Source organism: Spirosoma arboris (assembly GCF_009754945.1).
GTDB lineage: Bacteria > Bacteroidota > Bacteroidia > Cytophagales > Spirosomataceae > Spirosoma > Spirosoma arboris.
Window position 1 is genome coordinate 138,690 of sequence record NZ_WPIN01000001.1, and the last position, 26,037, is coordinate 164,726.

The 26,037-nt window shown below is 46.2% G+C and carries 21 protein-coding genes; 8 read left to right on the forward strand and 13 right to left on the reverse strand.

The features are described 5' to 3' along the window. Positions 1–14: 14 nt before the first annotated feature. On the forward strand, positions 15–3,716 hold the full coding sequence (locus tag GO755_RS41305) for a PAS domain S-box protein (protein ID WP_157582639.1): 3,702 nt from the start codon (positions 15–17) through the stop codon (positions 3,714–3,716). 35 nt (positions 3,717–3,751) lie between these two features. Here the strand turns inward: GO755_RS41305 and GO755_RS00650 are convergent, their stop codons facing one another. Both GO755_RS00650 and GO755_RS00655 read right to left on the reverse strand, forming a co-directional pair. After that, positions 3,752–4,060, reverse strand: coding sequence for a hypothetical protein (locus tag GO755_RS00650; protein WP_157582640.1), 309 nt, complete (start codon positions 4,058–4,060; stop codon positions 3,752–3,754). A gap of 95 nt (positions 4,061–4,155) precedes the next feature. Beyond that, complete coding sequence (locus GO755_RS00655; protein WP_157582641.1) at positions 4,156–4,983, reverse strand: DUF3667 domain-containing protein; 828 nt, start codon at positions 4,981–4,983, stop codon at positions 4,156–4,158. A gap of 338 nt (positions 4,984–5,321) precedes the next feature. Here GO755_RS00655 and GO755_RS00660 point away from each other — a divergent pair, with 338 nt between their 5' ends. Further along, complete coding sequence (locus tag GO755_RS00660; protein ID WP_157582642.1) at positions 5,322–5,696, forward strand: hypothetical protein; 375 nt, start codon at positions 5,322–5,324, stop codon at positions 5,694–5,696. 189 nt (positions 5,697–5,885) lie between these two features. On the opposite strand, the gene GO755_RS00665 is transcribed toward GO755_RS00660, so the two are convergent. Together GO755_RS00665 and GO755_RS00670 are read right to left on the reverse strand one after the other, a co-directional pair. Then, positions 5,886–6,269, reverse strand: a complete 384-nt coding sequence (locus GO755_RS00665) for a LytR/AlgR family response regulator transcription factor (protein WP_157582643.1) — start codon at positions 6,267–6,269, stop codon at positions 5,886–5,888. 228 nt (positions 6,270–6,497) lie between these two features. Continuing rightward, positions 6,498–6,704, reverse strand: a complete 207-nt coding sequence (locus tag GO755_RS00670; RefSeq protein ID WP_157582644.1) for a hypothetical protein — start codon at positions 6,702–6,704, stop codon at positions 6,498–6,500. Positions 6,705–6,855: 151 nt separating this feature from the next. On the opposite strand from GO755_RS00670, the gene GO755_RS00675 reads away from it, so the two are divergent. Continuing rightward, entirely contained in the window at positions 6,856–7,185 is a 330-nt protein-coding gene (locus GO755_RS00675) for a hypothetical protein (protein ID WP_157582645.1), read from the forward strand. 27 nt (positions 7,186–7,212) lie between these two features. Here GO755_RS00675 and GO755_RS00680 read toward each other — a convergent pair whose 3' ends face one another. Then, positions 7,213–7,488: a hypothetical protein gene (locus GO755_RS00680; RefSeq protein WP_157582646.1), complete on the reverse strand. Its 276-nt coding sequence runs from the start codon at positions 7,486–7,488 to the stop codon at positions 7,213–7,215. A gap of 6 nt (positions 7,489–7,494) precedes the next feature. After that, positions 7,495–7,764, reverse strand: a complete 270-nt coding sequence (locus GO755_RS00685; RefSeq protein ID WP_157582647.1) for a hypothetical protein — start codon at positions 7,762–7,764, stop codon at positions 7,495–7,497. A 637-nt stretch (positions 7,765–8,401) separates the two neighbouring features. On the opposite strand from GO755_RS00685, the gene GO755_RS00690 reads away from it, so the two are divergent. From GO755_RS00690 to GO755_RS00700, 3 genes are all read left to right on the forward strand, one after another. Beyond that, positions 8,402–8,662, forward strand: a complete 261-nt coding sequence (locus tag GO755_RS00690; RefSeq protein ID WP_157582648.1) for a hypothetical protein — start codon at positions 8,402–8,404, stop codon at positions 8,660–8,662. A 777-nt stretch (positions 8,663–9,439) separates the two neighbouring features. Continuing rightward, entirely contained in the window at positions 9,440–9,700 is a 261-nt protein-coding gene (locus GO755_RS00695) for a hypothetical protein (protein ID WP_157582649.1), read from the forward strand. 123 nt (positions 9,701–9,823) lie between these two features. Next, the gene (locus tag GO755_RS00700) at positions 9,824–10,672 is read left to right on the forward strand and encodes an SMP-30/gluconolactonase/LRE family protein (protein WP_157582650.1); all 849 of its coding nucleotides are present in this window, start codon (positions 9,824–9,826) and stop codon (positions 10,670–10,672) included. Positions 10,673–10,811: 139 nt separating this feature from the next. Here GO755_RS00700 and GO755_RS00705 read toward each other — a convergent pair whose 3' ends face one another. From GO755_RS00705 to GO755_RS00735, 7 genes are all read right to left on the reverse strand, one after another. Then, the gene (locus GO755_RS00705) at positions 10,812–13,283 is read right to left on the reverse strand and encodes a discoidin domain-containing protein (protein ID WP_198174719.1); all 2,472 of its coding nucleotides are present in this window, start codon (positions 13,281–13,283) and stop codon (positions 10,812–10,814) included. Positions 13,284–13,359: 76 nt separating this feature from the next. Continuing rightward, the gene (locus tag GO755_RS00710) at positions 13,360–14,634 is read right to left on the reverse strand and encodes a chondroitinase-B domain-containing protein (RefSeq protein WP_157582652.1); all 1,275 of its coding nucleotides are present in this window, start codon (positions 14,632–14,634) and stop codon (positions 13,360–13,362) included. A gap of 6 nt (positions 14,635–14,640) precedes the next feature. Beyond that, positions 14,641–16,860: a beta-N-acetylhexosaminidase family protein gene (locus GO755_RS00715; protein WP_157582653.1), complete on the reverse strand. Its 2,220-nt coding sequence runs from the start codon at positions 16,858–16,860 to the stop codon at positions 14,641–14,643. Between the two features lie 144 nt (positions 16,861–17,004). Then, positions 17,005–18,573, reverse strand: coding sequence for a RagB/SusD family nutrient uptake outer membrane protein (locus GO755_RS00720; protein WP_157582654.1), 1,569 nt, complete (start codon positions 18,571–18,573; stop codon positions 17,005–17,007). 72 nt (positions 18,574–18,645) lie between these two features. Then, positions 18,646–21,993 (reverse strand): TonB-dependent receptor, encoded by a 3,348-nt coding sequence (locus tag GO755_RS00725; protein WP_227686819.1) that lies wholly within the window; start codon positions 21,991–21,993, stop codon positions 18,646–18,648. Between the two features lie 208 nt (positions 21,994–22,201). Continuing rightward, positions 22,202–23,290, reverse strand: coding sequence for a FecR family protein (locus GO755_RS00730; protein ID WP_198174720.1), 1,089 nt, complete (start codon positions 23,288–23,290; stop codon positions 22,202–22,204). 72 nt (positions 23,291–23,362) lie between these two features. After that, positions 23,363–23,923: an RNA polymerase sigma factor gene (locus tag GO755_RS00735; RefSeq protein ID WP_157582656.1), complete on the reverse strand. Its 561-nt coding sequence runs from the start codon at positions 23,921–23,923 to the stop codon at positions 23,363–23,365. Between the two features lie 360 nt (positions 23,924–24,283). Between GO755_RS00735 and GO755_RS00740 the strand changes: the two genes are divergently transcribed. Next, positions 24,284–24,883 (forward strand): RNA polymerase sigma factor, encoded by a 600-nt coding sequence (locus GO755_RS00740; protein ID WP_157582657.1) that lies wholly within the window; start codon positions 24,284–24,286, stop codon positions 24,881–24,883. 11 nt (positions 24,884–24,894) lie between these two features. Next, complete coding sequence (locus GO755_RS00745; protein ID WP_157582658.1) at positions 24,895–25,983, forward strand: FecR family protein; 1,089 nt, start codon at positions 24,895–24,897, stop codon at positions 25,981–25,983. The last annotated feature ends 54 nt before the right edge of the window (positions 25,984–26,037 follow it).

Genomic DNA, 26,037 nt, shown 5'->3' on the forward strand with positions numbered 1-26,037 from the left:
GAACTCTTTTTATCTTGGATACGACAGCTACCAATAATCAATACCCCTTTTTAAAAGGAGGGGGAGAAATGGGGGCACTCACCCGCCAGTATAACTGGGCAAACACATCGCTAGGGACACCGGACCAGTGGCCCCAAAGCCTGCGTACTACCCTGAGTATCCTTCTTAACTCCAGGTTTCCCATGTTTCTGTTTTGGGGGCCAACGCATCTTTGCTTCTATAATGATGCCTATCGGCCAAGTCTGGGCAATGAAGGCAAGCACCCGCAAGCCCTGGGCAGACCTGGTGCCGAAGTATGGCCGGAAATCTGGGAGTTTATCAAGCCCTTGATTGATCAGGTTCTGTTGGATCAGGGGGCGACCTGGAACGAAGACCAGTTGCTGCCGATTTACCGCAATGGCCAGATGGAGGATGTGTATTGGACCTTTAGTTACAGTCCAGTCATTGATGAATCTGGAAGTTCGGCTGGCGTATTTGTTACCTGTACTGAAACCACAGAAAAAGTAAAAAATCTGGAACAGCTTCAGGAAAACAAAGATCAATTGACATTTGCCATTGACGCTGCGGAGTTAGGTACCTGGGACTTAAACCCGGTCACGAATAAGTTTAGGGCCAACGCTCGCTTGAAAGAGTGGTTTGGCTTACTTCCCGAAGATGAAGTAGAACTGCCGCTAGCGATCAATGTCATTGCCCACAACGATAGACAACGCGTGAGCGATGCGATTCAGCGGGCCTTAACGTATGACTCTGGTGGCTATTATGAGGTGGAGTATACGATCGTACATCCAGTAACCCGGCAGGAAACGATTGTTAGAGCAAAAGGTCGGGCCTCGTTTACAGATGAGCAGACTGCTTATCGATTCAATGGTACTTTACAGGACATCACCAAAGAGAAAAAAGCCCAGAAACTGGCCGACTTAGCTATTAAAAGCTCAGGAATTGGCCTGTTTCAGGTGGATTTGGCCACCGAACAGATCGACTACACGCCTGCTTATGCTGCTATTGTTAGTGGCGATTCGACTAAAAAAGCATTGACTCGGCATGACTTTGTCAAGTACATTCATCCTGACGATCGGCTACTACGGGAAGCCGCCACGAATGCCGGACTGAAAGCGGGCGAACTTGAGTACAAAACACGGGTAATCTGGATCGATGGCTCAATCCACTCCATTAACGTGGCGGGCGGTTTTATATACGATGAAGAAGGTCAACCCATAACGTTCTCCGGTACGGTCAAAGACATTACCGAGGCCGAAAATCAGCGGCAGGCTTTACAGAAGGCCGAAGAGCAGGTTGCCCAGGTTCAGCGCCAAAGCGATGCCTTATTCCGAAACGTGACGAATAGCTCGCCAACGGGTCTGTGGCTCTCCGACCAGACCGGTGGCCTTACGTATCTGAATAAAACGCTGGTCGACTGGACAGGCATAGCCTACGAAGACCTCTTGAGAGGAGGCTGGTCCAATGCTATTATTGAAGCTGACCGGCAGCGGAGTATAGCTGCTTTTGGGGAAGCCATTGCTACCCGTACCCATTATGATGTTCAGTTTAGGCTTAAAAAAGGGGATGGCCAACTAGTCTGGTGTCGGGCGGCTGGTGATCCGTATTACCAGGAAGATGGTAGTTATGCGGGCTATGCTGGCTATTGTGTGGACATTGAGGAGCTTGTTTCGGGTCGGGAAGCACTCATGCAAAGCGAAGCCCGTTTTCGTTCCCTGATCGAACAGGCTCCAGTGGCTACTGGTCTACTCATAGGCCGCAAGCTTATTATTGAGCTGGCCAATGAGCCAATGCTTCAGTTTTGGGGTAAGGGTCATACTGTGTTTGGCAAGGCCTTTGCCGAAGTGTTACCCGAACTCGAGGATCAACCCTTCATTAAGATTCTGGATGAGGTATATACTACCGGGAAGCCGTATCAGGCTACCGCCGATCGTTGTGAGTTAGTGATCAATGGTCAGCCGCGTACCTTTTATTTTAATTTCACTTACCAACCCGTTTTCGATGAAGAGGGGCAGGTCTATGCCATTTTGAATATGGCTGTAGATGTCACGGAGCAAGTACTGGCCCGCCAGGCGATTGAAGAAAGTGAGCGCTTTTCACGTACTGTGTTTTACAACTCACCCGTCGCCAAACTGGTGTATATTGGACAGGATATGGTTCTGCGGGAAGCCAATGAAAAGATGCTTGAGATCTTTGGACGCGATGCCTCAATCATTGGGAGACCGATAATGGAAACTATTCCCGAACTGAAGCGAACTCAACTTCTGGACAAGTACCGCCAGGTATTGGCTAACGGTGAGACGTATGTGGCATGGGCTGAACGTATAGAACTGATCAGGAACGGCGAATCGTACTGGGGTTTTTATGATTATGCATTCAAGCCTTTGTTTGGTAAGGATGAAAATGTCTATGGGGTTATTTGTACAACTATAGACGTAACTCCCCAGGTTATAGCTCACCAAAAACTGGAAGAAGCCGAAGCAGGTCTTCGGGGGGCAATCGAATTAGCCCAGTTAGGCACCTGGAGCATCGATGTGGCTACTGACCAGCTTACGTATTCTGACCGGATGATGGACTGGTTCGGATATGACCCTCGACAGCAGTCTTACGAGCAGGTAGGGCCGATTCTTCAGACTGAAGATCTAGAACGGGTTGCCAGAGCAATAGCCTGGGCCTTGACGCCAGAATCTAACGGGATTTACGATGAAATTTATACCATTATTCATCCCAGAACAGGAGCAAAGCGAATCCTGCATGCTCAGGGCAAAGCCATCTTTGATGAAAGCGGAAAAGCTGTGCGGCTGAATGGGACCGCTCAGGATATTACCATTCAGCGGGAACTTCAACTGGCGCTCGAAAACGAAGTACAGCTTCGCACCGAAGAACTGGAAACGGCCAATGAAGAATTAGCCGCTGGAAATGAAGAGCTAGCTGCTAATAATGAGGAATATGCAGCTATCAATGAGGAGTTAGAAGAAGCGAATTTACTCCTGAATCGGTCCAATGATAATCTGCAAAAGTTTGCGTACGTAGCCTCTCATGATTTGCAGGAGCCGCTGCGTAAGATTCAGCAGTTTGGGGACTTGTTGCGAGCCCGCCAACGGACGTTATCAGGAGAGGAGTTAATGTACATTGAACGGATGCAGTCAGCCGCCAATCGAATGGCTACCCTGATTCGGGACCTACTCGACTTTTCGCGCATCTCTACCCAGCGTGACATTAGTACAAATAGGTTTGTATCCCTTCAGGAGGTGGTTGAACGGGTATTGACGACTCTGGAGCTGACGATTGCTGAAACGCAGGCGGAGGTTACCATTGAACCTTTACCGACTCTTTTGGGGAATGCTTCCCAGCTGGACCAGCTTTTCCAAAATTTACTTAGTAATGCCTTGAAATTTCGGCAACCCATTCTACTGCCGGTGATTCAGATTACGTGCCATGCGATACTGGCTACAGAGTTACCACCTTCGGTTAAACCTGCCAGGGCTGCCAAAGCGTATTATCGGATTGATATAGTGGACAACGGTATTGGCTTTGATGAGAAATATCTGGACCGCATATTCCAGGTCTTCCAACGCCTGCATGGAAAGACTGAGTTTGCCGGAACGGGAATTGGTTTAGCGATTTGTGAACGTGTGGTGGCCAATCACGGTGGAGCGATTACTGCCAGTAGCAGCCCAAATCAGGGCGCTACCTTCAGCGTGTATTTACCCGTATAGTCATAGCTGCCTGCGCGGGTGGATTTTGACCGTTGCTACCCGTGAATAGTTACTAGCTGGCAAGCCTCTGCCACTTTATGCTTAAGCTGAACCAAGGCCTGCTCTTTTTCATCGTCACTCATAGCATCACGAAAAGCGGTATACTCGGTTGTGCTGGCCGATTTAAGAAGGTTTGCTGCATTTTCATACGTCAGGTTGTCTTCAGGCGTAGAGCTACTGAGTTGGTCAACATGCTCGCTGATTAATTTGAGCTTGTCTTTGATCAGTTCGGGACTATCAAACTTTAACGCCAATAGGGTTTGATAATCGGCTAGAATTTTTGCTTTAATCGATTGGTTTTCCATACTCTAAAACAGGCTCATTCATATTGGCCTTCACTGCTCAACACACAACCCGGTCGGATTGTTGGCAATGGGTTATATCCTGTCATTTACTTTTTCTAATGGCTTAGGTATACTATTTTGTAAAATAGGAGCAGCCGGTAAGCCATGACCACACCTGCAAACAACACAGTACTTAACAAGGCTGCTAAGACCGACCAACGTCTATCGACCTGATAAAACCGACTGAACGCTTTAGCCTGATAAAGACCTACTAAAATCAGACTCAGGAGGCTCCAAATTAAATCACCGCGGGCAGCCCACTGCTCCTGACCAAATAGCCAGATAAAAGGCAGGACAATCAGAAACTGCTGTACTAAAAAATAAAGTAAGACAAAACTCAAGAAGTGCGCTGCGAAGACCAGATGCTCAATAAATGTTCGATGAGCAGACCACATAAGCAGCGAAAAAATTAACGCATAAACAGGAATGAGAACGATAAGATAACTCTTTGAGCTAGCTTTCATGGATGCATCGAACACGATCTGGTAAGCCGCTAGCGTTTGCCCTGATTCCTTTAGTTTATGGGCCACAGCCTCTTTAGTGCCAAAAGCAGTATAGTTATCGTAATTCAGGAAGCTGCTCAGTGGCTGATTAAACGCATTATAAGTAACAAGTAGAAAGAAGACCAGGTTAATGACCAAAAACAAACCAAGAGGTTTCATGTAGCGTACTCGACGGCCTGCTACATACTCGACGCTAAGATAACCTGGCTTAAATAGCAGTGTATTTAAGGTGCGCAATAAGGTGTGATCGGCATGGGTAAAGCTCTCAACTATTTCCTCGGCGACATGGCTGAGGGTCAAACTATGCGGATCGAAGCGTTTTTCGCCACAGTTGGGGCAAAATTTTTCCTGATTATGATGGCCGCAGGTCTGGCAAGTCATGGTAAAAGAAATAGAGCTGGTAAAAAAGGAATGTTGTACGGTTGATAGACGCAATATATCTGTCTTTGTAAGCTACACAAATAGTTGCCTGAGGGCAAGTAATTTTCAATAAGCCTATATAAAAGTCTATATTCTTTTTAACCGTAGCGACGGCCCAGCCTGATCTGTCCATTTTTGGCTAACAACGTGCATTTTCAACAGAAGTTGGAATGATATTTGTTGAAAATATAATGCCAAATAAATCCAATTAAACAAAAAAATCGTACAGATTTCGTAGGCACATCTACAAAGAACAATCAGAATTTCATCGTTTATGTAGTCAATAAAACTCTACCATCATGAACACTCAAGCAAACACCAATCTGCTCAAAGAGTACATTAAAACGCTGGTGGCTACCGAAGTAGATTTCCCTGGTATTCTGCCCCGTCAGTGGGGCAATGAGTTTAGTCGTTCTGAACTGGTGGCTATTCACTTTACCCTCAAATTTGTTCTTGAAACGGATAAACTTAAAACAGGGGCTGTTCTTTTAAGAGAATTTAAAAATGTGAACTACACTGCGATGAATTTGCACTGGTTTTTGTGTGACTTCTGGCCTGAAATTGTCCCCTTACTGACCGTTTACAATGCTACGCAGGTCAAGTATCCAAACTCAACCAAGCCCAGTTATGGAAGGGCACTGTCCGTTAGCAATAATCAGGTTTTAGCTTCCTGAATAGCTCGGCAATTGCCGAAGTTCCTGCTTCCTTGAGCCGAATCCACCGATTTGGATGTCGGCCTCAGGCTTATAACCAGACCAGTCTCTACGGCCCATCAACTGACTCAATCGTGAAAAGTCAGTTGATGGGCCGTCTACGTGTGTTATTATTTCGTGAGGTTCACCTAGCTATTTCTCGTAATCAAGTTACTGAAAAACGAATTGCTTACGAAGTTCAACCCAGCGACGACGGGAGATGGGCAAATACACCCCAGTGAGTAAATGAACCTCTGGCTTATTTGACTTTAATTCTACTTTCTCAATAAACCGGAGGTTAACCATATAATGGCGGTGTAAACGAAGAAACCAAGCTGGCGGTAATTTAGATGCCAGCCGTTTAAGTGTGTAAGGCATCAATAGACGCCTGCCATCAGTCCAGTGTAACCAGGTGTAATTGATTTCGCCTTCCAAATACACTAAATCAACTACGTTCAACCATTGTACTCCTGTATCGTTGGTATAAACTCGAAGTGGAGGCCAAGCCAGTAAATCAGAGTCATTTTCAGGTTGATGCTTTAAATAATAGATCATAGAAACAATCGGCCGAGAGATCAAGTCTCTCGCAGGTGAGCTTAGTAATAGGGCAGGCGCCTGCTTGCTATTAATAAGCCATAAAGAGTGTGTGCCAATAATCGTGATCTTTACCGTGCTGGGATAGGGGAAAAACCCCCAATTACAGACCGTCTTTTTCCCGTTTCTATCACGGTCAATTTACCCCATTAAAAACCGTTATTGGTATGATATAGGCCAATGAATTACTTATTTAATCCATTGGTTAATATCCAGAATCGGGGTAAACTGGTCGAACTCCTTCACTAAATCAAGGGCTACAATCTGCTCGGCCACATGCTGGTAATGACTTGGTTTGGAGATGCGATATGAAATGGCAAAGCCCATTAAACGTCGTCGATAGTTCAGGCTATTTTCTCCTCGTCGATTAAGAAACTGGTAGGGATGAGTTGGCATAGGTATGGCGTAAAACTCAGCATCAGCAAAAACTAAGCCATTGCCATAACTCAGCTAGCGCCCCAAGATTGATAATAGTATAGTAAGCATAAATCCAAGCATCATCGCCAATCGTAGTTTAAATGATTTCTTAGACTCAACGGTAGGCAATATGACTATAGCGTTAACTGAAGAGATTCGGCAGCTCAATGCAAAAATCCAGCATATGAGCAACCAGAAAGGACTGACCGAGCTGGCAAAGGCCTACGCTCAACTTCAAAAGCTAGTAGATAAGCTGCGGCAGATTGATGAGAACAACCCACACTACCTGATAGCCTGGAATTTATTGGTTTATTACAGTAAGGCTGATTTCAGAGCTATGCAGCTATATTACGCCAACATCCGCAAAGAAAAGCCATCATCTCTGGCAGAAGCTGATTATGAACAAGCGTTTGATCGATTCAAAAGGCAGCTTGATCTGGCGATCTCTCTATTACCTTAAAGGGCTGAACGCTTCAACTGAAGCGTGTCAACAAGTCCACTCTGAATAATAACCACCCATTTCTAGCAGGGTATATAAAGTAGCCCTTAATAAATCGGTCACTTCCCCTTCATTAAGTAAGGTAATGGTGTTGGCTTCATCTGGATAGAGGCTAAAAAAATCGGCTATGTTGGCCGGATTCGTTAGGAGCCACTTATCGGCCAGGTAAGTTACCTTTATGCCTGTTCGTTGGCCTACCCGCTCAACTATTTTTTCAATTGATGGAGGGTAACTCTCAAAATATATTTCCCGGCAGTAAACCATAACTTACTACTTAGAATTAATAGAATCGTGAAACCGTAATTTGTATCGCAAATCGCTCTGTTGTGTCCTTTCGGCTACTAGAGCCATCCAAACGGCAACGACATGCAGCAGAACACCCAGGCTTACAAACCAAACTCCCTCTAAGCCGTTTTGGAGTAGCTCAATAATACCCAGAGTAATGCTGCTGAGCGCTAGAAAAAAGGAGCAGGCCGCAAGCAAGGTTACTACAAATGGAGGTTGTTTGGCTAGCTTACTATCCATGAGAAAGTGCTGCATTCTTTTAGAGATAAATCGAACAGTGTGGCCGCATGAGCTAGGAGTGAGAAGAAATTTCTACCCATTCGTCAGACGCTGTGCTAACTTCTCTACTTTTTTTCGGCTGGTCAAATTGAAGAAGCGGAATCCCTGTTTTTCTCAAGCGAATGCCCTGATTTACCTTCCGAAATCTTAGCTATTGTGCTTTGACATGAAGAACGCCTATTATAATCCGCTCAAGCAGTGCAACTAGCTTGGATCGAGGGGCAGGATTATGAATCGGATTTTATTGATGGGACTATTCGAAAATGTCTGGCTGCTAGTGAGCTGAGACAATTTACTGTATCTTATGGGATAGTCTGGAGAAGACTTTATTGACCCATAGACGATGATAGTAGCTAAAAGAGGTTAGCCTATTAAAGAACGATAAGCAAGCCGGCAACAACAGCCGAGAGGACAGTCAGTGTGCAGAGTATATAATTAAGAATGACTGAATGTAGATTTTGGGTATTCATGATAGATAAGCTGACAAGCTATTGAGGTACGGTTTAATCTTTAGACTGAGATTCTAGAAAGGGTCACTAAATATTTACTAAAAGGATAAATTGTAAACAAATCTCTGGGCGTATATTAGCCAATCTATAAAAGCTCTTACGCCATGATCTATCTAGCAGTCTTAATCGCCTTTTGGGTGGGCTATCTGATTCACATTCTTCAACATACTCTCCAGCAGCAGCTATATCGTAATCAGGAGAAACGAATTGAACTGGCCTATGCAAAACGATTTTGTCAACTAACCGACCAGCTAGCTACTTCTCTACAACTGAATATAGAGCTTATTAACGAGAAGAGAAGGCTTCAGCGATGCTTAAGAGAACTCCAGGATCAACATGAAAGGACGCTGGCTGCTTTAAACTGAGTGCTTAGTTTAAGCCATATTTTTACTAAACAGGCCTAAACGCCCTATGCAGATAGTATGCCTGAAATAGCTTGTTAATTCCAATACCGCCATAACCATTGGGCCAATATCCACAACCCAACGGCTAGAATAGCGAATAAAAGTGTCCACGGACCTGGATCAGGCCAGTCTGCTCGTTTTCTCATGCTGTTTGGACTTGCCTCAATTTTAGGTAGTCACAAAAAGCGAGCATACGGGAATTCGCTTGCCTAAAAAAGCAATCGCACGCACAAATACAGCAAAACCAGACCAATGGCAATAACCAGCGGCCAGGCACCCGGTAGTAGTGATTTCTTCATAGATGAATCGCGCTACTAGCCTATATACGGTAGTAAATCACCTATGGATGCGAGGAGGAGAAATTTAGCTGGAATAAGTAAGTATAGCCGGGAGAAATTAACAATGAAATGTTCTCTTCGCTATAACAACAGGCGGTGCTGTTGCCAATATAGCGCGTCGAATAGCTTCCTCCTGGCTTATGCCCTGTTGTGCATAAGTTTTAGCCATATCAATCACACTCTGAATAGTAGGCTGGCCTTTGTAGTTTACCTGTATCATTAATTATATTATAGTAAAATTGAATTTTCTTTTTAGACTAAAATATATCGTAATAGTAACTTAAGGTTAAATTTTATTTTTGAAAATTAATTAAACGGTAGAAACTACGACGTGATTGTGCCTCTGAGGTAAACATCAACGTTAGACACCTCTGACCTATCCTATTTTGTATCTTTGAGCATGAAGACAAGTAAATGGTCTAACGATTTAGCGCTTCTGAATCAAATAGCGTCTATGCTTAGGCTCGCCGATTCGGTTTTGAAGCGAACCATTGAGCACTCCCAGGCACAGGGATATACCGAGCACCTCGAGGAGCATCGGGCGCGCCTTGCCGAAGTAGAAGAAAAGCTAATAGAAGTCAACGAGGAGCTTCAGGGGCTTTGCCTGCTGCATGAAGCTGCTATTCTGACAGGGAATTACACTGAATCTAGGCCGGGTTGACGTGTGATTCTCGCGTATTGCCTTGTAGCGCAAGCAATAATTGACAGAAATTATATACATTCGCCGGATATTCTAAACCAGTTCTACTTCCCAGATTTCAGTCATTAATCTGAACCTATCACCATGAGAAAATCAATCCTTACCCTCCTCATTAGTCTAGCCGCTGGTGCCATTTCTGCCACGCAGGCACAAACAGTGGAGTTAAAACCCGTATGGGAAACTGATACAACGATACGTACACCCGAATGTGTTTTGTTTGATCCGGGAAAAAACGTTTTATACGTTGCCTGTATCAATGGAGGTCCGTCGCTGGAAAACAAAGGCAGTTTTATCGCCAAATTGGGTCTGAATGGGAAGGTAATCCAATTGAAATTTACCGAAAATCTCAATTCGACTAAAGGTATGGGTATACTGGGTGACAAATTGTATGTTACCGAAATGACTCAGGTCGCAGAAATATCACTGGCTACGGGCAAAATACTGAACCGATACCCAATTGAAGGGGCTAAATTTCTCAACGATATTGCCGTTGATCCCCAGAAGGGTATAATTTATGTCACAGATTCGAATGACAGCAAAATTTGGTCAATCACTAAAGGGAAACCTAGTCTTGTCCTGGAAGGAGCTCCCCTCAAAGGCACCAACGGCCTTTTATTTGAAAATAATCAATTGCTGATTGGCAATGGCGACGGATCACTACTGACCCTGAATCCTGCTACGAAGCAACTAAATACAATAGCCAAGGGTATGGGCGGTATTGATGGCATTGTTGCTTTAGGAAACAAGACATACATGGTTACGGAGTGGGGTGGAAAGATTTGGTATATACACGCAGATGGCACTCCCGAATTAAAAATGGATACCTCGAAAGAGAAAATCAATTCGGCAGACATTGGCTATAATCCAGCGACAAAAATGCTGTTTGTCCCTACCTTTTTCCACAATACGGTAAAAGCCTATTCTCTCAAGTAAGCCCTATTTCAGGACTACTGAATTTATTTAGATAATCCCCTATTCCAAAGGCAATTATGCCTGGAATAGGGGATTGCTTTTACCGGCTTATTCTGAAAACAACATAGTGTTGTCGTGATCGGTTTGGTAACACGCTCTGTTAAGGCACGATTTCATACCGATAGAACACGAAGTCAGCAGGATGGTTAATCTTGAAGGCGAGTTGCCCTTGTGCATTTACGTTCGCGTAGTCGATTTCTTTTGTGCGTACGTTGGTTAATTTCAATCGTTTGTTTTTCAGAAATCGAATGGTTAGTTCATGCGTTGACGAAGGGGCATATAACTCCCTAAATAGCAGGAAATGACCTTGTTTTCCATTTGGATGTACTGCCTGAAATCCGGTGAATGACGCATTGGTGGGTCGTTCACCAATGGGGAATAAATAGCTTTGGTGAAGCAGACTACGTTCTGCTTTGTAATCGTCGAGTGTACCCTTGATTGCCCGCCTGTCTTCGGGGCTATAGTCGTCAAGCTTTTCGAAAAACATGGGAATACCCACCAGACCGATGGCCACTGCATATGGCTGGTTATATAAATAAGCGTCGCTCGGCGAGGGCACTGTTTTTACATTCCGAACTGGCAACTGAAACTTATTCGTATTGACATACTGCGCTAATTCCCAGGCGTCTCGTAAGGTGGTGGAGGGTGTATACAGGATGTGACGATTCGGCTCTTTGTTTTCCAGCCAGATTACCCCGTATTCCCGAGCCCAATAAAACCCGTAGCGAGGAGAAATTTCTGTCAAATCCCATTGAGCACCTACTTTATGATGAAATTGATTGATGAACCCCCTAATCTTTTGTTCAATGATTTTTCGTCCCTGATACGTTGATAGAGTTGCAAAATCCAGTTTCCAGCTAGTAAATGGCACTTGTTGCTGATTCCATTCTAAATCGGCAGCCGGAATGCTGACGGGTGCCCATAAAGCTAGTTTTACGTGCAAACTATCGGCCCATCGCTTAACTGTTGACCAACCATGTTGATAGGCATCAGGGTGGGGGCGGAAAGCGGGGAATTTATTTGTGGTCGTGGTTGGGAGCGTATCCTCTGTCCAACCTGCATCAATTAAATACGTCTCTATTCCCAATTCCTGGCATACGGACAAGGCTTTAAGCACATTTTTCTCTTGCCCGCCATTCATTTTTTCTCGCCAGCCAGCCTCGGGTGATACGCCATATCCCCAACTCCCGGCAATAATATCGTTATGACCCGGCAATAGGGTCGGGAAGCGGGCTCGATCAAAGGTTTTCACAGCCAGTTGGCGCTCATCTTCGCCACCGCTATAAGTAATACACCAATTGGCCCAACACTCCCTGAACTCGCCGGTCAACTCATCAGTGGAAATCCCCCAACCCGTGACTGAAACACCCTGTTTAGTACAACTAAATTCTCCGGTTTCGTGTCCATGATGGAGCACCGTTTTATGCGATTCCTTGACCAGGCATACCCCTTCGGTTTGAGATTCGATGGAAAGTATATTATTCCAGTCCCACAGTTCAGAGGAGTTGACAGCCGTTGTCTTTGTTTCTTCTTTATAAAAAGGTAAATCGAGCGAGTTTCGGAATTGAGTATCCCCGTAATACCCCATGCCACGACGCATATACGAAAAAGAAGGAAGTGGTAAAAAATCGGCTTGTAAAGAAACCGGTTTGACGTAAGGGAATTCAGCAGAGTAGAGCGTTAGTTCGGCGACTACGGTTTGCCAGTCTGGGTAATTCACGCGGTTGGTAGCAGGCATCACTACTTTGAGATAGCGTGCTTTTGTTGGCGTTACAGCTATCCATTGCGGGTACTCTGCGCGGGTCAGCTCTGCCGTTCCGATTGGCATACCCCAGTTGAGCGTATCGCTCGATGCGTAGACGATGCAATGATGAACAAACCCTACTTTGCGATAGTCCTGAGGCTGGGTGAGGGTTAATCCGGTAATCGTTTGGGATTTGTTTAGGGCAATGACTAAAAAATTCGGCCGATCGGGGCGAGTCGGTTCGACGGCCGTTTTCCAGGAAGTGTTCACATCGCCATCCAGAACATTGGCTGGTGCTCCAGTTGAATCCTTTTCGGGTGTAGCAGATAGAACAGACAGGCTGGTGGCTGGTATTCCCTTTATAGGGTTCGAGTTAACAGAAATTGGCCTGTCGGTTTTGACCGATAATTGCGTCCGAAGTCCATCTAATCCCGGATACGCCCAAACGATATAACGAAGCGTGATGCCTGTTGAGGGGTAATTTACTTCAGCGACGACGTCAAGATGCTTCGTTGTGAAGCCTTCATCATCACTTTCTCGCGCTGTAATCCGAACCAACTTTCCGGTCGGCAAAATATCCTGATTAGGTAGTGTCCAATCGGCAGCCTGGTTCGATGTTGGGCTACACCACTCTTTTTGTGTATGCTCCTGTCGAAGGCTATGAGTGGCGAGTCCCTTACCTGTCCATACCCACTGGCGCGTTAACTTGCCCGTGCTGATGGTAAGTCGATTCGCCCTGAACGTAACAAAAGCCGACTTAAACCGAAAGGTTGATGCAGTGTGGGTTAATACCGTTTGACCACAGGCTGTAAAAACTAACAAAGTCAAACTAAGAGAAAGGAGCGTGTTCCTCATATAGATTTTACTCGATTAACGATTATCGCCTTTGCGATTATAGATTTACCTATAGCGCCCCCAGATTGGGTACTGTACTTCCGCGATTTAGGTCAGTAGGCATCTGTATACCGGCTGATCGGGCAGGACTTTGGGGCTTAAGCCGGAAATCTCCGTTTTTAGGATCAACAAACTGGGGATCAGCGAACTGAGCGCCCTCGTCGGGCGAAACACCCAGCAGATCTATGGCCGATCCGTTTGGACAGAAATACAGGTTGTGTGATCGTGGCTTATTACCGATACCCCAGTCCCGCTTCGGTGTGATGTATACATATACCCTGGGATTCAGGTAGATAATGTTATTGGTGATACTCATCTCATCGTCGCGTTGCTTGTTGAGTGACCAGAAGACAATCTGATAAAAATCGGGCGTTCGGGTACGAACAATCGTGTTATTATAAATCTGTAACTGCTTAACCCCGTTAACGCCTACGAACTTATCGATGTCATCACTCACATTATAGGCTACCGTAACGTCGGTCGTTCGACCGGTTATTTCCAGAAAACCTCCTTTGGTGTTGATCGAGTAGTTGTGGTGAATCGATGTGTGGTCAGCATTGAAGAGCTTGTCTTCGCCATCGAGTTCAACGGCAGCTCCATCCAGCCCAAATTTGCCGCCGTAATAGCCATAGTTAACTACTTTATTATGAGCGATTTCATTGTATGGCCCTACCACAACAATCGCGATTGACCCCCATCGGTACGTAATACTGTCGGCGTCATGTAAGTAGTTGTGAATGATTTGATTGTGGGCTCCTCTAACCCGAATACCAATAGGGGAGTGAGCGAATTCGCAATGACGTACACAAACGGAGTTGGCTCCTTTATGAATAAAAAGTGCGCCCATTTGCGTCACATAGTCGTGTCGAACATCTGGATGTAGTGTTGAGGGTGGAATAGGGTTGTCGTAAAAATACAAGTGCTCTACGATCACATGACTTCCTTTGAGTTGAAGAACCCGCCCCAGACTTTCGGAGTCGAAAATTGGGTTGCTAAAACGCGGAGCAGGCCCAGTTCCATAGGCGGTGAGCACAATGGGTTTTTGAGTGGTACCCGAATGAGTGAATACCAACGTCCCCATAAACTGACTGCCCCGACGGAAACAAAGCCGATCTCCCGGTAGAAAAGTAGCTTTACGCACGACTGCCAAACTTTGCCAGGGATGCTCTTTACTTCCTCCCCAACTATCGTTGCCCCGCTGACTGTCTACATAAAATTGACGGGAAAAGGCCGATTGCGCTATCGAAACAAGCGCAAGAATAAAACATGTACGAGTTGTCATCATGTGTCATTAAGGTGGCGGAAGACCCGCCACGCGATCGCGGAATTGTTGAGCAATCCTGCCTTTGGTTCCGGTTTGCTCCAGAAATTGAGCAACCATAGGCGAGGTGATTGCTGCCTCAGTCTGAATCGCGCGCAACTGCGCCAGCTTCCGGATATTTTCTGACGTGTCCTCCTTAGATAAGCTTTTTACAAGTGAGTAGCTCGTAAAAAAGTGGGCTAATTCCCGCTGTACTTCGGCCTGTAATCGAACTGAAATCCATTGTTTCTCAAGCTGTTGTCGCGCGCTTACTGGCTTGCGCTCTGCATCGTTCACCGGAAGCCAGTAGCTGCTGAAAGCTGGCTGGTCAGTAGGGGTTGCGTTTAAGGCGTCCTTCAGGTGATTGGCCGCGGCTTGAAAGTGAGCTACAGTTTTCTGAAGTTCGATGCCGGTCGCCTGAGCCGCTGCGACATCGTCGCTTGTTGGTCCATAAGCATGAGTGCCATCAAGTTTGGACGGATCAATTCCGGTTAAGGTTTTCTGATTGAAAATCGACAGATTGACCACCCTTAATGCCTCGATTGTTAATGGAATTGTCAGTGAAACTTTAGCCCAGTTGGGGCGTAACTGGTGCCAGTAATACGTGAAATCCGACTGGATTTGCTGAGCCGTTTCTATTTCCTTCCAGGCAGCCGATACCATTGGACCTGCTGCTTTACCATATTGAGAAAGAGCCAGTTGATCAACCCATTGAGTAGCCAATGGTGGCTGCGTAAGCTCTGGGTGGAAGAACATTTCCCGGAGGGCAATGGCGTTGGCAGGTACGTATTCGGCCTGGGTGCCCCACTGGTCAAAAATACCATCGACTCCAAGAGCCTGCCAACGCCTTAATTTGGCCGCAACGCCCAACGGAAAATCATACAATTCGGTAGATGGGAAAATCGTGTCATCACCCCACCGAAAGATGTCGTACCCAATTAGGCTCTGCTGATGCTGATGAGTTACCTGCGCCTGACTTCGTAGCGCATTGGTGATCTTCCGATCAAACGACCAGGCTTCGGCGTCGGGCAACGTAGCGAGACCCGTGCCCGGCGGCAATGCAGCCTGCTGACTCAGGAAGTCGGATTCTTTCCGGAATTTCCACGACCATACAACCGAAATGACCTGAAAATCAGGCCGTAGTTTGCGGGTTTCGTCGAGCAATAGCCGTTGGAACTGGTTATACTGCGTGAGTTTGCTGACGCCACGGTGTCGTTCGCAACTCGCTGGATCGCAGAGTTCACCATTCGAATCAAGCGTAAACGTTAGAAACAATTGCAATTCTGGAAAATCGGTGAGTAGCTGGCGAACCATTTTCCGGTAAGCCTGCTCAACCTTCGGATGGGCCATACAAAGCACTTTGCCCTGGTGTGAACCCGATTCCGACAAAACTTCTGCCGGAAAAAGATCCAGGAAAGCGGCTCGTTTTTCAGTTGCTACCCAAGGGCCACCCTGGCAAACCACCTCGCAAAGCCACAACCCCGCGCCTAATCCGTATTGCCGACACCAGTCCAGATATTGGCGAAGCTGTTCCCGATTGGTTTTGAGTTCACTGGCGGGTGTAACGTTGGGAAATTCAGGGCATTCCACAAAACTGAACAACGTTTTTTCCTTCATCCAGTCATGCTGGAGAAGCGCCAAATTGCCACCTGTTCGGGCAATGAACTCAAAATCAGTGGATTTGTAATTAGTAAATCCGCCCCTGGCGCGTGGGTGTAACATACGCAAACCCAGGACCGGTTTCGCCGACTCACGGAAATTGACCGGAATACCACCAAATTGGTGCAGTACATCTTCCAGTTTATAGGTTGCATACAGAGCCGCTCGCGGATTGCTACCAACGATAGCCACGGAACCATCAACCACTGCAATTTCGTAATTGTCGACGGTCGACGATTCGGTGATAGCGTTGATACGTCCGCTCTGAATCCAGCTGGCCAGGATTGGAAGAGTCGATGGCGTTCCGATCAGCATGCTGCCAAGCCTGGGTTTTTGCACTCCTGATACCAACGACTGAATGGAAATCGAATATGTTCCTAATCGTTCCAGACTATGTTTTAGATTCTGACTTGCCGTCTGTAAAGGCAACGCTGAATCTTGACAGACGATAACCTTCCAATAGTTGACAGGTAAAATCGAACGTGGCAGATTCGCCTTTGGGGAACATGAGAAAACCCAAAGTGCCAGAAATAGTGCCAGTTTTTTTATCATCTCTCCACCAGATTAATAATTGAGGAAGTCGTTGTTATAGATGGAAGTTCAAGTAGCGTTATCAATGCAAATTCGATAACGCTACCCATATACGTATAGCTTATGCAACCAGCAGAAACCTTGAAAATGGCGAAGACAGTTTTCTTAATACCCTGGATTTTGAGTGATTTTAAATCCAAAATTGGCGTCAATGAATTTCTGGGGAATGGGGTATAATGTATTCCTATCCTGAATCGAGCTAACGGTTGCTGCAAAGCCGTTGTATTTACGAATTCGATCCACTGTTTTGCCCATACGATTCAACGTCAGACGCCGAGGTTCTTCGATAAGTAGCTCCCGTAAACGCTCGTCCAGGAGATAGTCCATATCGACTTGAGCTGCCGAAACTAGCTTGGCATTGGCGCGTTGTCGGATAACATTAATATCGTCGGCGGCCTTTTGCTTGTCGCCTTTCAGGATATAGGCTTCGGCACGTAGCAGGTACGTTTCGGCCAGTCGCATCATGGGCCAGTCACTGAATGTACGACCATTGGCTGCCCCAGCCAGTGATAAACCTTCTATTTTCCGGAATATAGGATAGACATGGTAGAGCGTATCCAGATAAGCGTGGAATTTCACTTCTTTTCCGTAGTACTTGGACGCTGGATTATTGTAATACCACTTCCGGCGAATATTATAGACTGAGTTTCGCATATCGTTCGGGTCTTCCTGCCAGATTTCATAAAGGGTGTGGTTGTTGGGGCGCATCCAGCTTACGCCACGACCCAGACTATCGGCAAGCAACATACCCGATGCATTATCTGGATCACGGGCATCGAAATAGCGGGCGCCCCAACAACGAAGCCAGGGCTTTCCAATACCCGTCGAACTAACTCCGCCGGGCGTCTGATATTCATACTGAATTGCCCATAAGGTTTCCAGATTGCCACCTGACCGGTTGATATTACCGTCCCGGAATAAATCCGAGAAGACATCGCCAGCCTGAGCTTTTGTCGTTCCAAATCGGCTGGTCATTAACTGATTACGACCCGATGTGATCACATTTGTCGCCGTTTCAATGGCTTTGTCGTAGTTCCCCAGACTGATATTCACTTCCGTTAGCAGATGGTCGGCCGCATTTTTGACAATACGCCCTCCTTGTGGTTCGGTGAGGGGCAACCATTGAGAGGCATACTCCAGATCAGCCTTCGCAAATTCCAGCACCTCTTTGCGTGGATTTCGTTTGTAGTCAACTTTAGGTTCTGTCGCTACTTTGTCGACGATTGGCACGTCTCCGTATAAATTGGAGAGTATGTTAAAGGTATAGGCCCGGAAAAAACGGGCTTCGGCCAACACCGCATTTTTTTCAGCGTCACTTTTCCAGACAGCCGTTGGGCGCTGGGCGTAGTCGATAATCTGGTTTGCACGAGGAAGCATAGTCAGATAAGCCCACTCCCAAAACCAGTTAACCGCCGTATAGGTAGGTGTCAGTTGGGTATTATAATCCCGCAAGAGAACATCCCGAACGCCGATGGAGCCAATGTCGGTTGCTAAATACAGCGACCAGTAGGTGTTGGAATCGTCGGTCCCCATTAATTCACGAGCTCCCTGGTGCAAGGCTGTTATCGCGCTTTGAAAGCCGGCATTATTCACCAAAGTAATATCGGGCGATAAAAAAGAGAGAGGTTTTTCATCTAATACCGCGTCTTTACAAGCCTGGGAAATGACAAGCAAGAGCGGCTAGTAGGCGTTTGGTCAGGTAATTGATTTTATATTTCATGATGGATGATCGGTTTAGGACAAGGACTAAAAACTCATATTCAGGCCAACCGAAACGGTACGGGGAGTTGGAAAGGAAGCAGGGCCGTTACCGCTTTCTGGGTCCATACCCTGCCAATTTGTGAACGTATACAGATTCCGTCCGCTGACGTAGGCTTTCAGGTTGTTCATTTTCAGGCGGCTGGTGAGCGAACGGGGAAAATCGAAGGCTAGTGACACTTCCTGAATCCGAACAAAATCCCGGCTTTGGTAGTACCCGTGGTTGTAGGGGTTGGTGTACAACAGCGACGTGACGGTATTGGATTTGTTTTCGGGTGTCCACCAACCGTCATCCAGAAAATTGGCCGCCCGACCGGGGAAGTTGCCAGAACCAATCGAACCCGCATCCGACACGAGGGCTAACTTGGGGTTTGAGCCTATCCAGCCTTGTAATGCATTGAGCATGACCATTAGACTTAAATGGCCATACCGAAAATTATTGGTAAAGCTCCAGCGGTATTTGGGCTGTAATGTGCCGAGCACCTGCCGGTCGCTGGCGTCTATTTTTCCATCATTATTTACATCCTGCAAGCGATAAAAGCCCGCTTTCTGACCCGTGGGTATTTGGTCGTTCTGCTGATAGACGCCGTCGATTTTATAATCGTAAGCCACCGAAATAGGCTGACCAATAAACCACTTATTGCCAACGTCATTATCTTCAACGCCATCGCCGTTTACGTCGCTTTGATAAATGTGGACAATGCGGTTCTTATTGGTTGAGAACGTAAGGTTGCTAGTCCACTCGAACCCTCCTTTTTTCAGGTTCATAGTGTTGAGTGTGATTTCGACCCCTTTATTGTTCGTGGCCCCAACATTGGTTAGGATGTTGGCGAAGCCCGTAGGCGAAGGCAATTGCCGGCTTAGCAGCAAATCTTTGGTATCCATGTTATAGTATTCGATGGTACCGCCGATTCGGCCTTTCCAGATCTCAAAGTCAACCCCAATATTAGCCGTTGTGGTCGTTTCCCATTTTAAATTGGGATTGGCCAGATTGGCTGGATAAAGACCTGTTGACGTAGTGCCGCCATCGCCAAAAACGTATTGCACCTGCCCTTGTTGAGTCAGTGACTGGTACGCTGAAATAGCCTGATTACCTACCGATCCATAGGACGCTCTGAATTTAAGCAGATTGATCATCGGAAACTGTTTGAAAAAAGCTTCATCTGAGGCTATCCAAGCCAGAGCCGCCGAAGGAAATACGCCATACTTATGGTTGGCACCAAATACCGAATTGCCATCACGTCGGGTCGTTAGAGTCAATAGGTACCGATCTTTAAACCGATAATTTAAGCGAGCCATTGAGGAGATCGCGTTAATATCGGAGGCCGCCGATGTGTTCGTTTGTATTTTTGCCAGACCCAGATTATTCCAGCCATTAACATCGCTGGAGCCCGTAAAATCACTTCCTGTTGCTGTTACTGTTTCGTAGTAAGCTTCATTTCGGCCATATAGCAGCGTGAAATCAAGACTATGATTCGTCGCAATCTGGCGCGTATAGGTCAGAATATTCTCCAGAACCCAGTTCTTGTTCAGGTCCAACCGCCGACTGGCACTCCCGGTGCTGTTAACGTTATTCCGCTGGTAGATTGGACTAAAATTATCCAGATTATACCATCGATAGTTTGGCGAGTAATTAATACGGTAGGTTAATCCTTTTACAAAAGGGATGTCGACGATGCCGTAGAAATTAGCAAATAGGTTGCTGGCGACTTCCCGATTCTTCTTGATAATTGCGTCGAAATTAATGGGACCAATCAGGCCGTCTTCGTTCGGGTTAGGATTGGGGTCGGTCTTGGCCGCATCGAGCCAGACAGAATTAAAGGGGGATGTTCCATAGGCATTGGCTACGTTCGCTTCGTTTCCGGACAAATCCCGTATGGCATATTGGGCATTCACCCCGATTTTTAACCAGTTGGTAATCTGGTTGTCAAGATTGATCCGAACACTGGTTCGGCTTGCATTATCGTTAAAGATCAGCCCTTTTTCGTTATTGTAATTTCCTGAGATAAAGTAATTGGTGCGACCTGAGCGACCTGAAATATTTAAATCATAGTTCTGAATGCTGGCTGCCTGAGATACGACTTCCCAGGGATCAATGACGTTTCCGGCTGCGTAGTTTTTCGCTTCTGTTGCTGTCAGGTAACCGCTTATTTTGGCCGGATCAGCATCCAGTCCGCTCTGCCTTCGCCATTCCAGGGTTTTCTCAATGTAGCGTTCGGGCGTCAGCAATTTGGGTTTATAACTCCAGGACGAAGCGCCATAATATGTACTAAGTCGAATCGTCGGTTTTTCTGACGTTCCTTTTTTTGATGTGATCAGAATAACGCCATTGGCTGCTCGGGCTCCATAAATGGCGGTTGCTGAAGCATCTTTCAGAATTTCCATCGACTCCACATCGCCCGGATTAATATCGTTCAGGCTTCCGTCGAAGAAGATTCCGTCCAGAATAATCAGCGGGTTATTGCCCGCTGTGATTGATCGTTGTCCACGTACCAAGATTGTTCCGCCTTGTCCGGGGCGACCGTTATCGGTAAACTGTACACCCGCCACCCGACCCCGTAACGCCTGAGCAACATTCGTATTCGGCAGGTTTTCGGTCTGCTTCATATCGATTTTGGCAACAGACCCTGTTACATTCCGTCGGCTTTGAGTACCGTAACCAACCACGACCACTTCGCCCAGCGCCTTCTGGTCTGTTTTTAAGCGGACATCCAGCGTAGTACGATTCCCCACAATCAATTCCACTGATTCATAACCAACGAATGAAAAAACGAGTGTGGCGCTGGCATCAGGAACATTCAGACGAAACTTGCCATACTGATCCGTGTTGGTTCCTTTCTGAGTTCCCTTGAGCAGCACATTGACTCCTGGGAGCCCTTCGCCAGTTTCATCGGCCACCGTGCCGGTAACCGTTAGTTCAGCTGGTTCCAATTCGGTTCCAATAGTTACAGGAAGACGCCGAATCATGCTTTCAGCTTCCGCGTCACTCAGCAGAATGTAGTTGCCCGATACTTCGTACTGAATATGGAGGGGGCGCAGCATCTTTTCCAGAACAGTGCCAAGTCGTTCATTCTCAAACTGAATTGTTACTTTTTGCCCCGCTTTAATAACCTGGGGGCTAAATACAAATTTGATACGAGCCAGCTTCTCCAGACGACTTAAGACTCGTACGACCTCCTGGTTGTTGACCTGCAGGGATAGCCGTGTATCTAACAACTGCGCATTTGAGTTAATCGCGTAGGTCATGCTGGAGAAAAATACCAGCAAGACCACCTGGACAAAAGAAATTTTCATGGCTTTTAGCCAAAAGGCATGATTTCGTAAGGGTTTTTCCATAGTTTCACTCGGTTTTTGTAGGTTATTCAGACTAGGCAAAAGCTCCCCGAGTTCACCTGTTGGGTGAACGAAACGATAGCAGTTCGGGGGAATTCAGGGTCAGCAATGGTGGCACATTGCTGACCCATTTCTGTAGCGATCGGCCCAATTCCTGAGGCAGATTCGCGAATAGGATTTTATCGGTTTGACTGACCGTTTGGGCGACAACTTAATTACATCCTCTGCTGGAAATAACAATCTGGGTATCAATAACTTCGTATGAGGCCCGGATCACTTTACAAATCAAGTTCAGTTTTTCGTATAGACTTTCGTTGTCAAACGGGGCCGTAACGGTACAGTTTTTCAGTTGGTCGCTGTCGTACACAATTTTCACCCCATACCCTTGTTCCAACCGCTCAAACACTTGGGAAACCGGCGTATTCTCGAAATGAAAATCGGGCTTGTTCTCGGGCGTAGTTTTGACGAGTACCGGGTTTTCGACCAGCGTTCTGGTAAGATGAGCGGGCGGGCGGTCATAAACTGCCATTTGATTGGGCGTGAGAATAATTCCTTCCCGCTGGTTAAATGGCTGTTCAGAAGAGTGTGCAGGGGGATTTCGAGTTTGCACCGATACTTTCCCGGTAAATACTTTCACAATGATCGCCTTGTCGTTGGCGTATGCTTTGACCGAGAATCGGGTTCCTAACACTTTGGTCGTTAGTTCATTGGCGTAGACATAAAACGGTTGCTTCGGATTTTTTGTAATCTCGAACATGCCTTCTCCCAGCAGGTATACTTCCCGTTTGTCGGTTTCAAATCGTTCTGGATAACTTAGCTTACCATTGGGCTGTAATGTAATGACGGAGCCATCGCTAAGACTGATTCGGAGTGGTTGATCAGAATTATTTATTTTTTCCAGAAGTGGCTGAGGTTGAGCTATCACCAGTTCGTCATACAGCATAGGCGCAGGCTTCTGTTGACTCATCAGGTACCAGCCAAGACCCAGCAAAAGCGTGACGGCAGCAGCAGCTCTAAACCAGAGCGATTGATAGAAGGGGTGGATAGAAACGGGTTTGTCAGTGGCATTATCGATAATCTGCCGCACCTTTTCCCTGACTTTTTGATCACTAATTGGTTCGTGATCCATATCAAGTGCTTTCAGGACAAAGGTTGCCTGGCTAATCAATGGCCCTTTTTCCGGGTGTTCGCGCACCCAGTCAGGCCAGAACGTATCTTCTTCGGGCAGTTTTCCGGCAACCCATTTTTGGAAATAATCGTCCAATACAAAATCTTCGGATGTATAGTTAGAATAGTCCATGATGAATGCGGTTCTACTACCAATAGAGGCCATTTCTCGTTTTGTACTGAATAATTCAGATTTTTTTCTGAATTATTCTTCGAACCACGCGCTCTGTAACTCCTTGATGGCCGTGTAGATCAGATTTCGGACCGATTGGTAATTGATCGACATAATGGCCGCAATCTGTTCATAGTCCAGCTCCTGATAAAATTTCAGATAAATGACTTCCCGCTCCCGTCGGGTGAGCTTGCCTAGGAGTTGATTCAATTTCTTCAGATGATGCTCCGTCGTTTCGACCTCGATCATTCGGGTTTCGATTGAAAATTCACCCAGAAATTCGCCTTCGGTATTCGTTTCAAGGGATTGGTGCAGCCATTTCTGTTGGAGAGATTGCTGAGCATATATTTTCCGACGTAGCGATTTCAGTAGGTAAAACCGTACGTATTCCGTCTCAGACAAATACTCCCGACGTTGCCACAGCTCCAGAAATAAATCCTGAATACAATCTTCAACGACAGTTTTATCCCGTGTGAGTTTGGTGCCGTAGTTATAGAGCGTTTTGTAGAAAAGGGCCACCAGATTGCCATAGGCCTCTTTATCGCCTTTTTTAAAGGCCGTCCAAAGCTCTGTAGCAACGGTGTACTCAGACATTGTAAGTAATCAATCAGATCAAGTAGTTATAATCTATAGAAGGGTATTGGTATTTTGTACTGAAAATTTTGCTGTTTTTTAATATAAACTGACGCAATCAGATTCTTCTAGTAAAGAAAGAAAATACCAACGGGTTTATAGAAGAGTTTCTAAATAATGAATTCCCCTTAGTTGCCGAGGAATTTTAAGCCGTTATTGAAGCCCTGGTTTATAAAGATCGATCGTGTGCGTGCTGAAAAAGCCTGATTAAAAAAAATATCAAAAAAATAGGATTAAAAGCCTATAAACTTGGCATTAGTATATAAAAGGGGCATGAATCACATTTACTTGATCCAATAACCCATACTTAACTCGTAACGCATGGTGCCGACCCATTCTTCTGCCAACGATCTGTGGTATGCCTTTCGCCAGGGAGATGAAGCGGCCTTTCAACAGATTTACCGGCTCTACGCGCATGACCTGTTGAATTACGGCAATAAAGTTACCAACGATGTGCCTCTGGTTGAAGATAGCATTCATGACCTGTTTATCGAACTGTGGCAGAGTCGGGCTAATTTGAGCGACACCGATTCAATTAAATTCTACCTGTTTCGATCCTTGCGGAATAAAATTCATAAAGTCCGTAATCGGGATTTGTTCTTTCAGGCGTCGGATATTGACTCAACTCCCACGTCGACGGCTGATGACTTTGTCATTGAAAATAACCTCATCGAGCGCGAAGAAATCGAACAGCTTCACCGACAGCTTCGCAAAAGCTACGCCTTACTTACTCCTCGTCAGCAGGAAGCACTAAACCTGCGATTCTACCAGCATTTCAGCAACGAAGAGATTGCCCAGATTATGGGCGTCAATTACCAGTCTGCCTGCCGATTCATCTACTCAGCGCTGAAAACACTCCGCGAAGTTGTCCGAATTTTTTCTTTATCGCTGCTCTGGATCGAATTAGCAAGATTATTCTAAAAGATACAACCATGAATTATTATCAATTTAATGCGGAAGATCTGGCGGCCGACGACTACTTTAAGGAGTGGATCAGCTCTCCCACACCTGAGACGGAAGCGTTTTGGAAAGAGTTTCTGCGCGACTATCCAGAACGGTATTATCAGGTAGAGGAGGCCCGTCGTCTGGTTACTGGTTTGCAGGTCATTCAGCACACGTCTGCCGAGAGCGAAACGGTAGATACAATCTGGGATCGGATTGAAAACACACTGGAAGAGTCACGCACAATTCCGATAACACATTGGCTAAACTGGCAACGGGCCTGGAAAATTGCCGCATCGATTATCCTGATACTGGGCATTGGTTTTCTGGTGCTCCAGCAGACAGGAAAAACGCAATTCACGGTGCAGAAAATAACTCAGACAGCCGATGAATGGGTTGAAACCGTGAATGAAGCCAGTCAGATTATGCAGGTTCAACTGGCCGACGGTAGCCGGGTTGACTTACAAAAAGAGAGCAAGCTTCGTTACCGTACCGACCTGGCAGGCGCTCAGCGCGAGGTATATCTGACAGGAGAGGCCTTTTTTGACGTCACAAAGAATCCCAAGAAACCGTTTATCGTATATGCCAATGGGTTGATAACTAAGGTTTTAGGGACGAGCTTTCGAATAAAAGCACTAGCCGACGCACCAACCGTAACGGTAACGGTGCGAACGGGTCGGGTTTCCGTTTATCCGAATCAGCCCAGCCGAATTCATGACCCAGAATCGAAAGGGATGGTGCTCACGCCCAATCAGCGAGTCGTTTTTCATCGTGATGCAGCTACGTTTAATAAAACATTGATCGAAAGCCCGCGTCTGCTTATTTCCCCAAAAGACGTTCAGGCGTTTACGTTTGACGATGCATCGGCAGCGCAGGTATTTGGGGCAATTGAGCGGGCTTACGGAGTCAATGTCATTTTTGACGAAGAAGTGATGAGCCATTGCACGTTGACACTCAGTCTTAATGATGAAGACCTTTTTCAAAAGTTAGATGTCATCTGCAAGGTATTGGATGCGCACTACAAACTCATTGATGCGCAGGTGGTCATCTATAGCAAAGGCTGTCAGAAACCGAATTAAGTCACCTTAACAACCAACCCGTCATAAGCAGCAGATAGCGTTCCCTTAACGAGA

Bases quoted from the DNA above. Each gene is read 5' to 3' on its own strand.
- GO755_RS00690 (WP_157582648.1), top strand. From the start codon at position 8,402: ATGATCTATCTAGCAGTCTTAATCGCCTTTTGGGTGGGCTATCTGATT.
- GO755_RS00680 (WP_157582646.1), bottom strand. From the start codon at position 7,488: ATGGTTTACTGCCGGGAAATATATTTTGAGAGTTACCCTCCATCAATT.
- GO755_RS00655 (WP_157582641.1), bottom strand. From the start codon at position 4,983: ATGACTTGCCAGACCTGCGGCCATCATAATCAGGAAAAATTTTGCCCC.
- GO755_RS00670 (WP_157582644.1), bottom strand. From the start codon at position 6,704: ATGCCAACTCATCCCTACCAGTTTCTTAATCGACGAGGAGAAAATAGC.
- GO755_RS00745 (WP_157582658.1), top strand. From the start codon at position 24,895: ATGAATTATTATCAATTTAATGCGGAAGATCTGGCGGCCGACGACTAC.
- GO755_RS00730 (WP_198174720.1), bottom strand. From the start codon at position 23,290: ATGGACTATTCTAACTATACATCCGAAGATTTTGTATTGGACGATTAT.
- GO755_RS00725 (WP_227686819.1), bottom strand. From the start codon at position 21,993: ATGGAAAAACCCTTACGAAATCATGCCTTTTGGCTAAAAGCCATGAAA.
- GO755_RS00665 (WP_157582643.1), bottom strand. From the start codon at position 6,269: ATGATCTATTATTTAAAGCATCAACCTGAAAATGACTCTGATTTACTG.
- GO755_RS00675 (WP_157582645.1), top strand. From the start codon at position 6,856: ATGACTATAGCGTTAACTGAAGAGATTCGGCAGCTCAATGCAAAAATC.
- GO755_RS00650 (WP_157582640.1), bottom strand. From the start codon at position 4,060: ATGGAAAACCAATCGATTAAAGCAAAAATTCTAGCCGATTATCAAACC.
- GO755_RS00735 (WP_157582656.1), bottom strand. From the start codon at position 23,923: ATGTCTGAGTACACCGTTGCTACAGAGCTTTGGACGGCCTTTAAAAAA.
- GO755_RS00710 (WP_157582652.1), bottom strand. From the start codon at position 14,634: ATGATGACAACTCGTACATGTTTTATTCTTGCGCTTGTTTCGATAGCG.
- GO755_RS00715 (WP_157582653.1), bottom strand. From the start codon at position 16,860: ATGATAAAAAAACTGGCACTATTTCTGGCACTTTGGGTTTTCTCATGT.
- GO755_RS00685 (WP_157582647.1), bottom strand. From the start codon at position 7,764: ATGCAGCACTTTCTCATGGATAGTAAGCTAGCCAAACAACCTCCATTT.
- GO755_RS00660 (WP_157582642.1), top strand. From the start codon at position 5,322: ATGAACACTCAAGCAAACACCAATCTGCTCAAAGAGTACATTAAAACG.
- GO755_RS00700 (WP_157582650.1), top strand. From the start codon at position 9,824: ATGAGAAAATCAATCCTTACCCTCCTCATTAGTCTAGCCGCTGGTGCC.
- GO755_RS00740 (WP_157582657.1), top strand. From the start codon at position 24,284: ATGGTGCCGACCCATTCTTCTGCCAACGATCTGTGGTATGCCTTTCGC.
- GO755_RS00695 (WP_157582649.1), top strand. From the start codon at position 9,440: ATGAAGACAAGTAAATGGTCTAACGATTTAGCGCTTCTGAATCAAATA.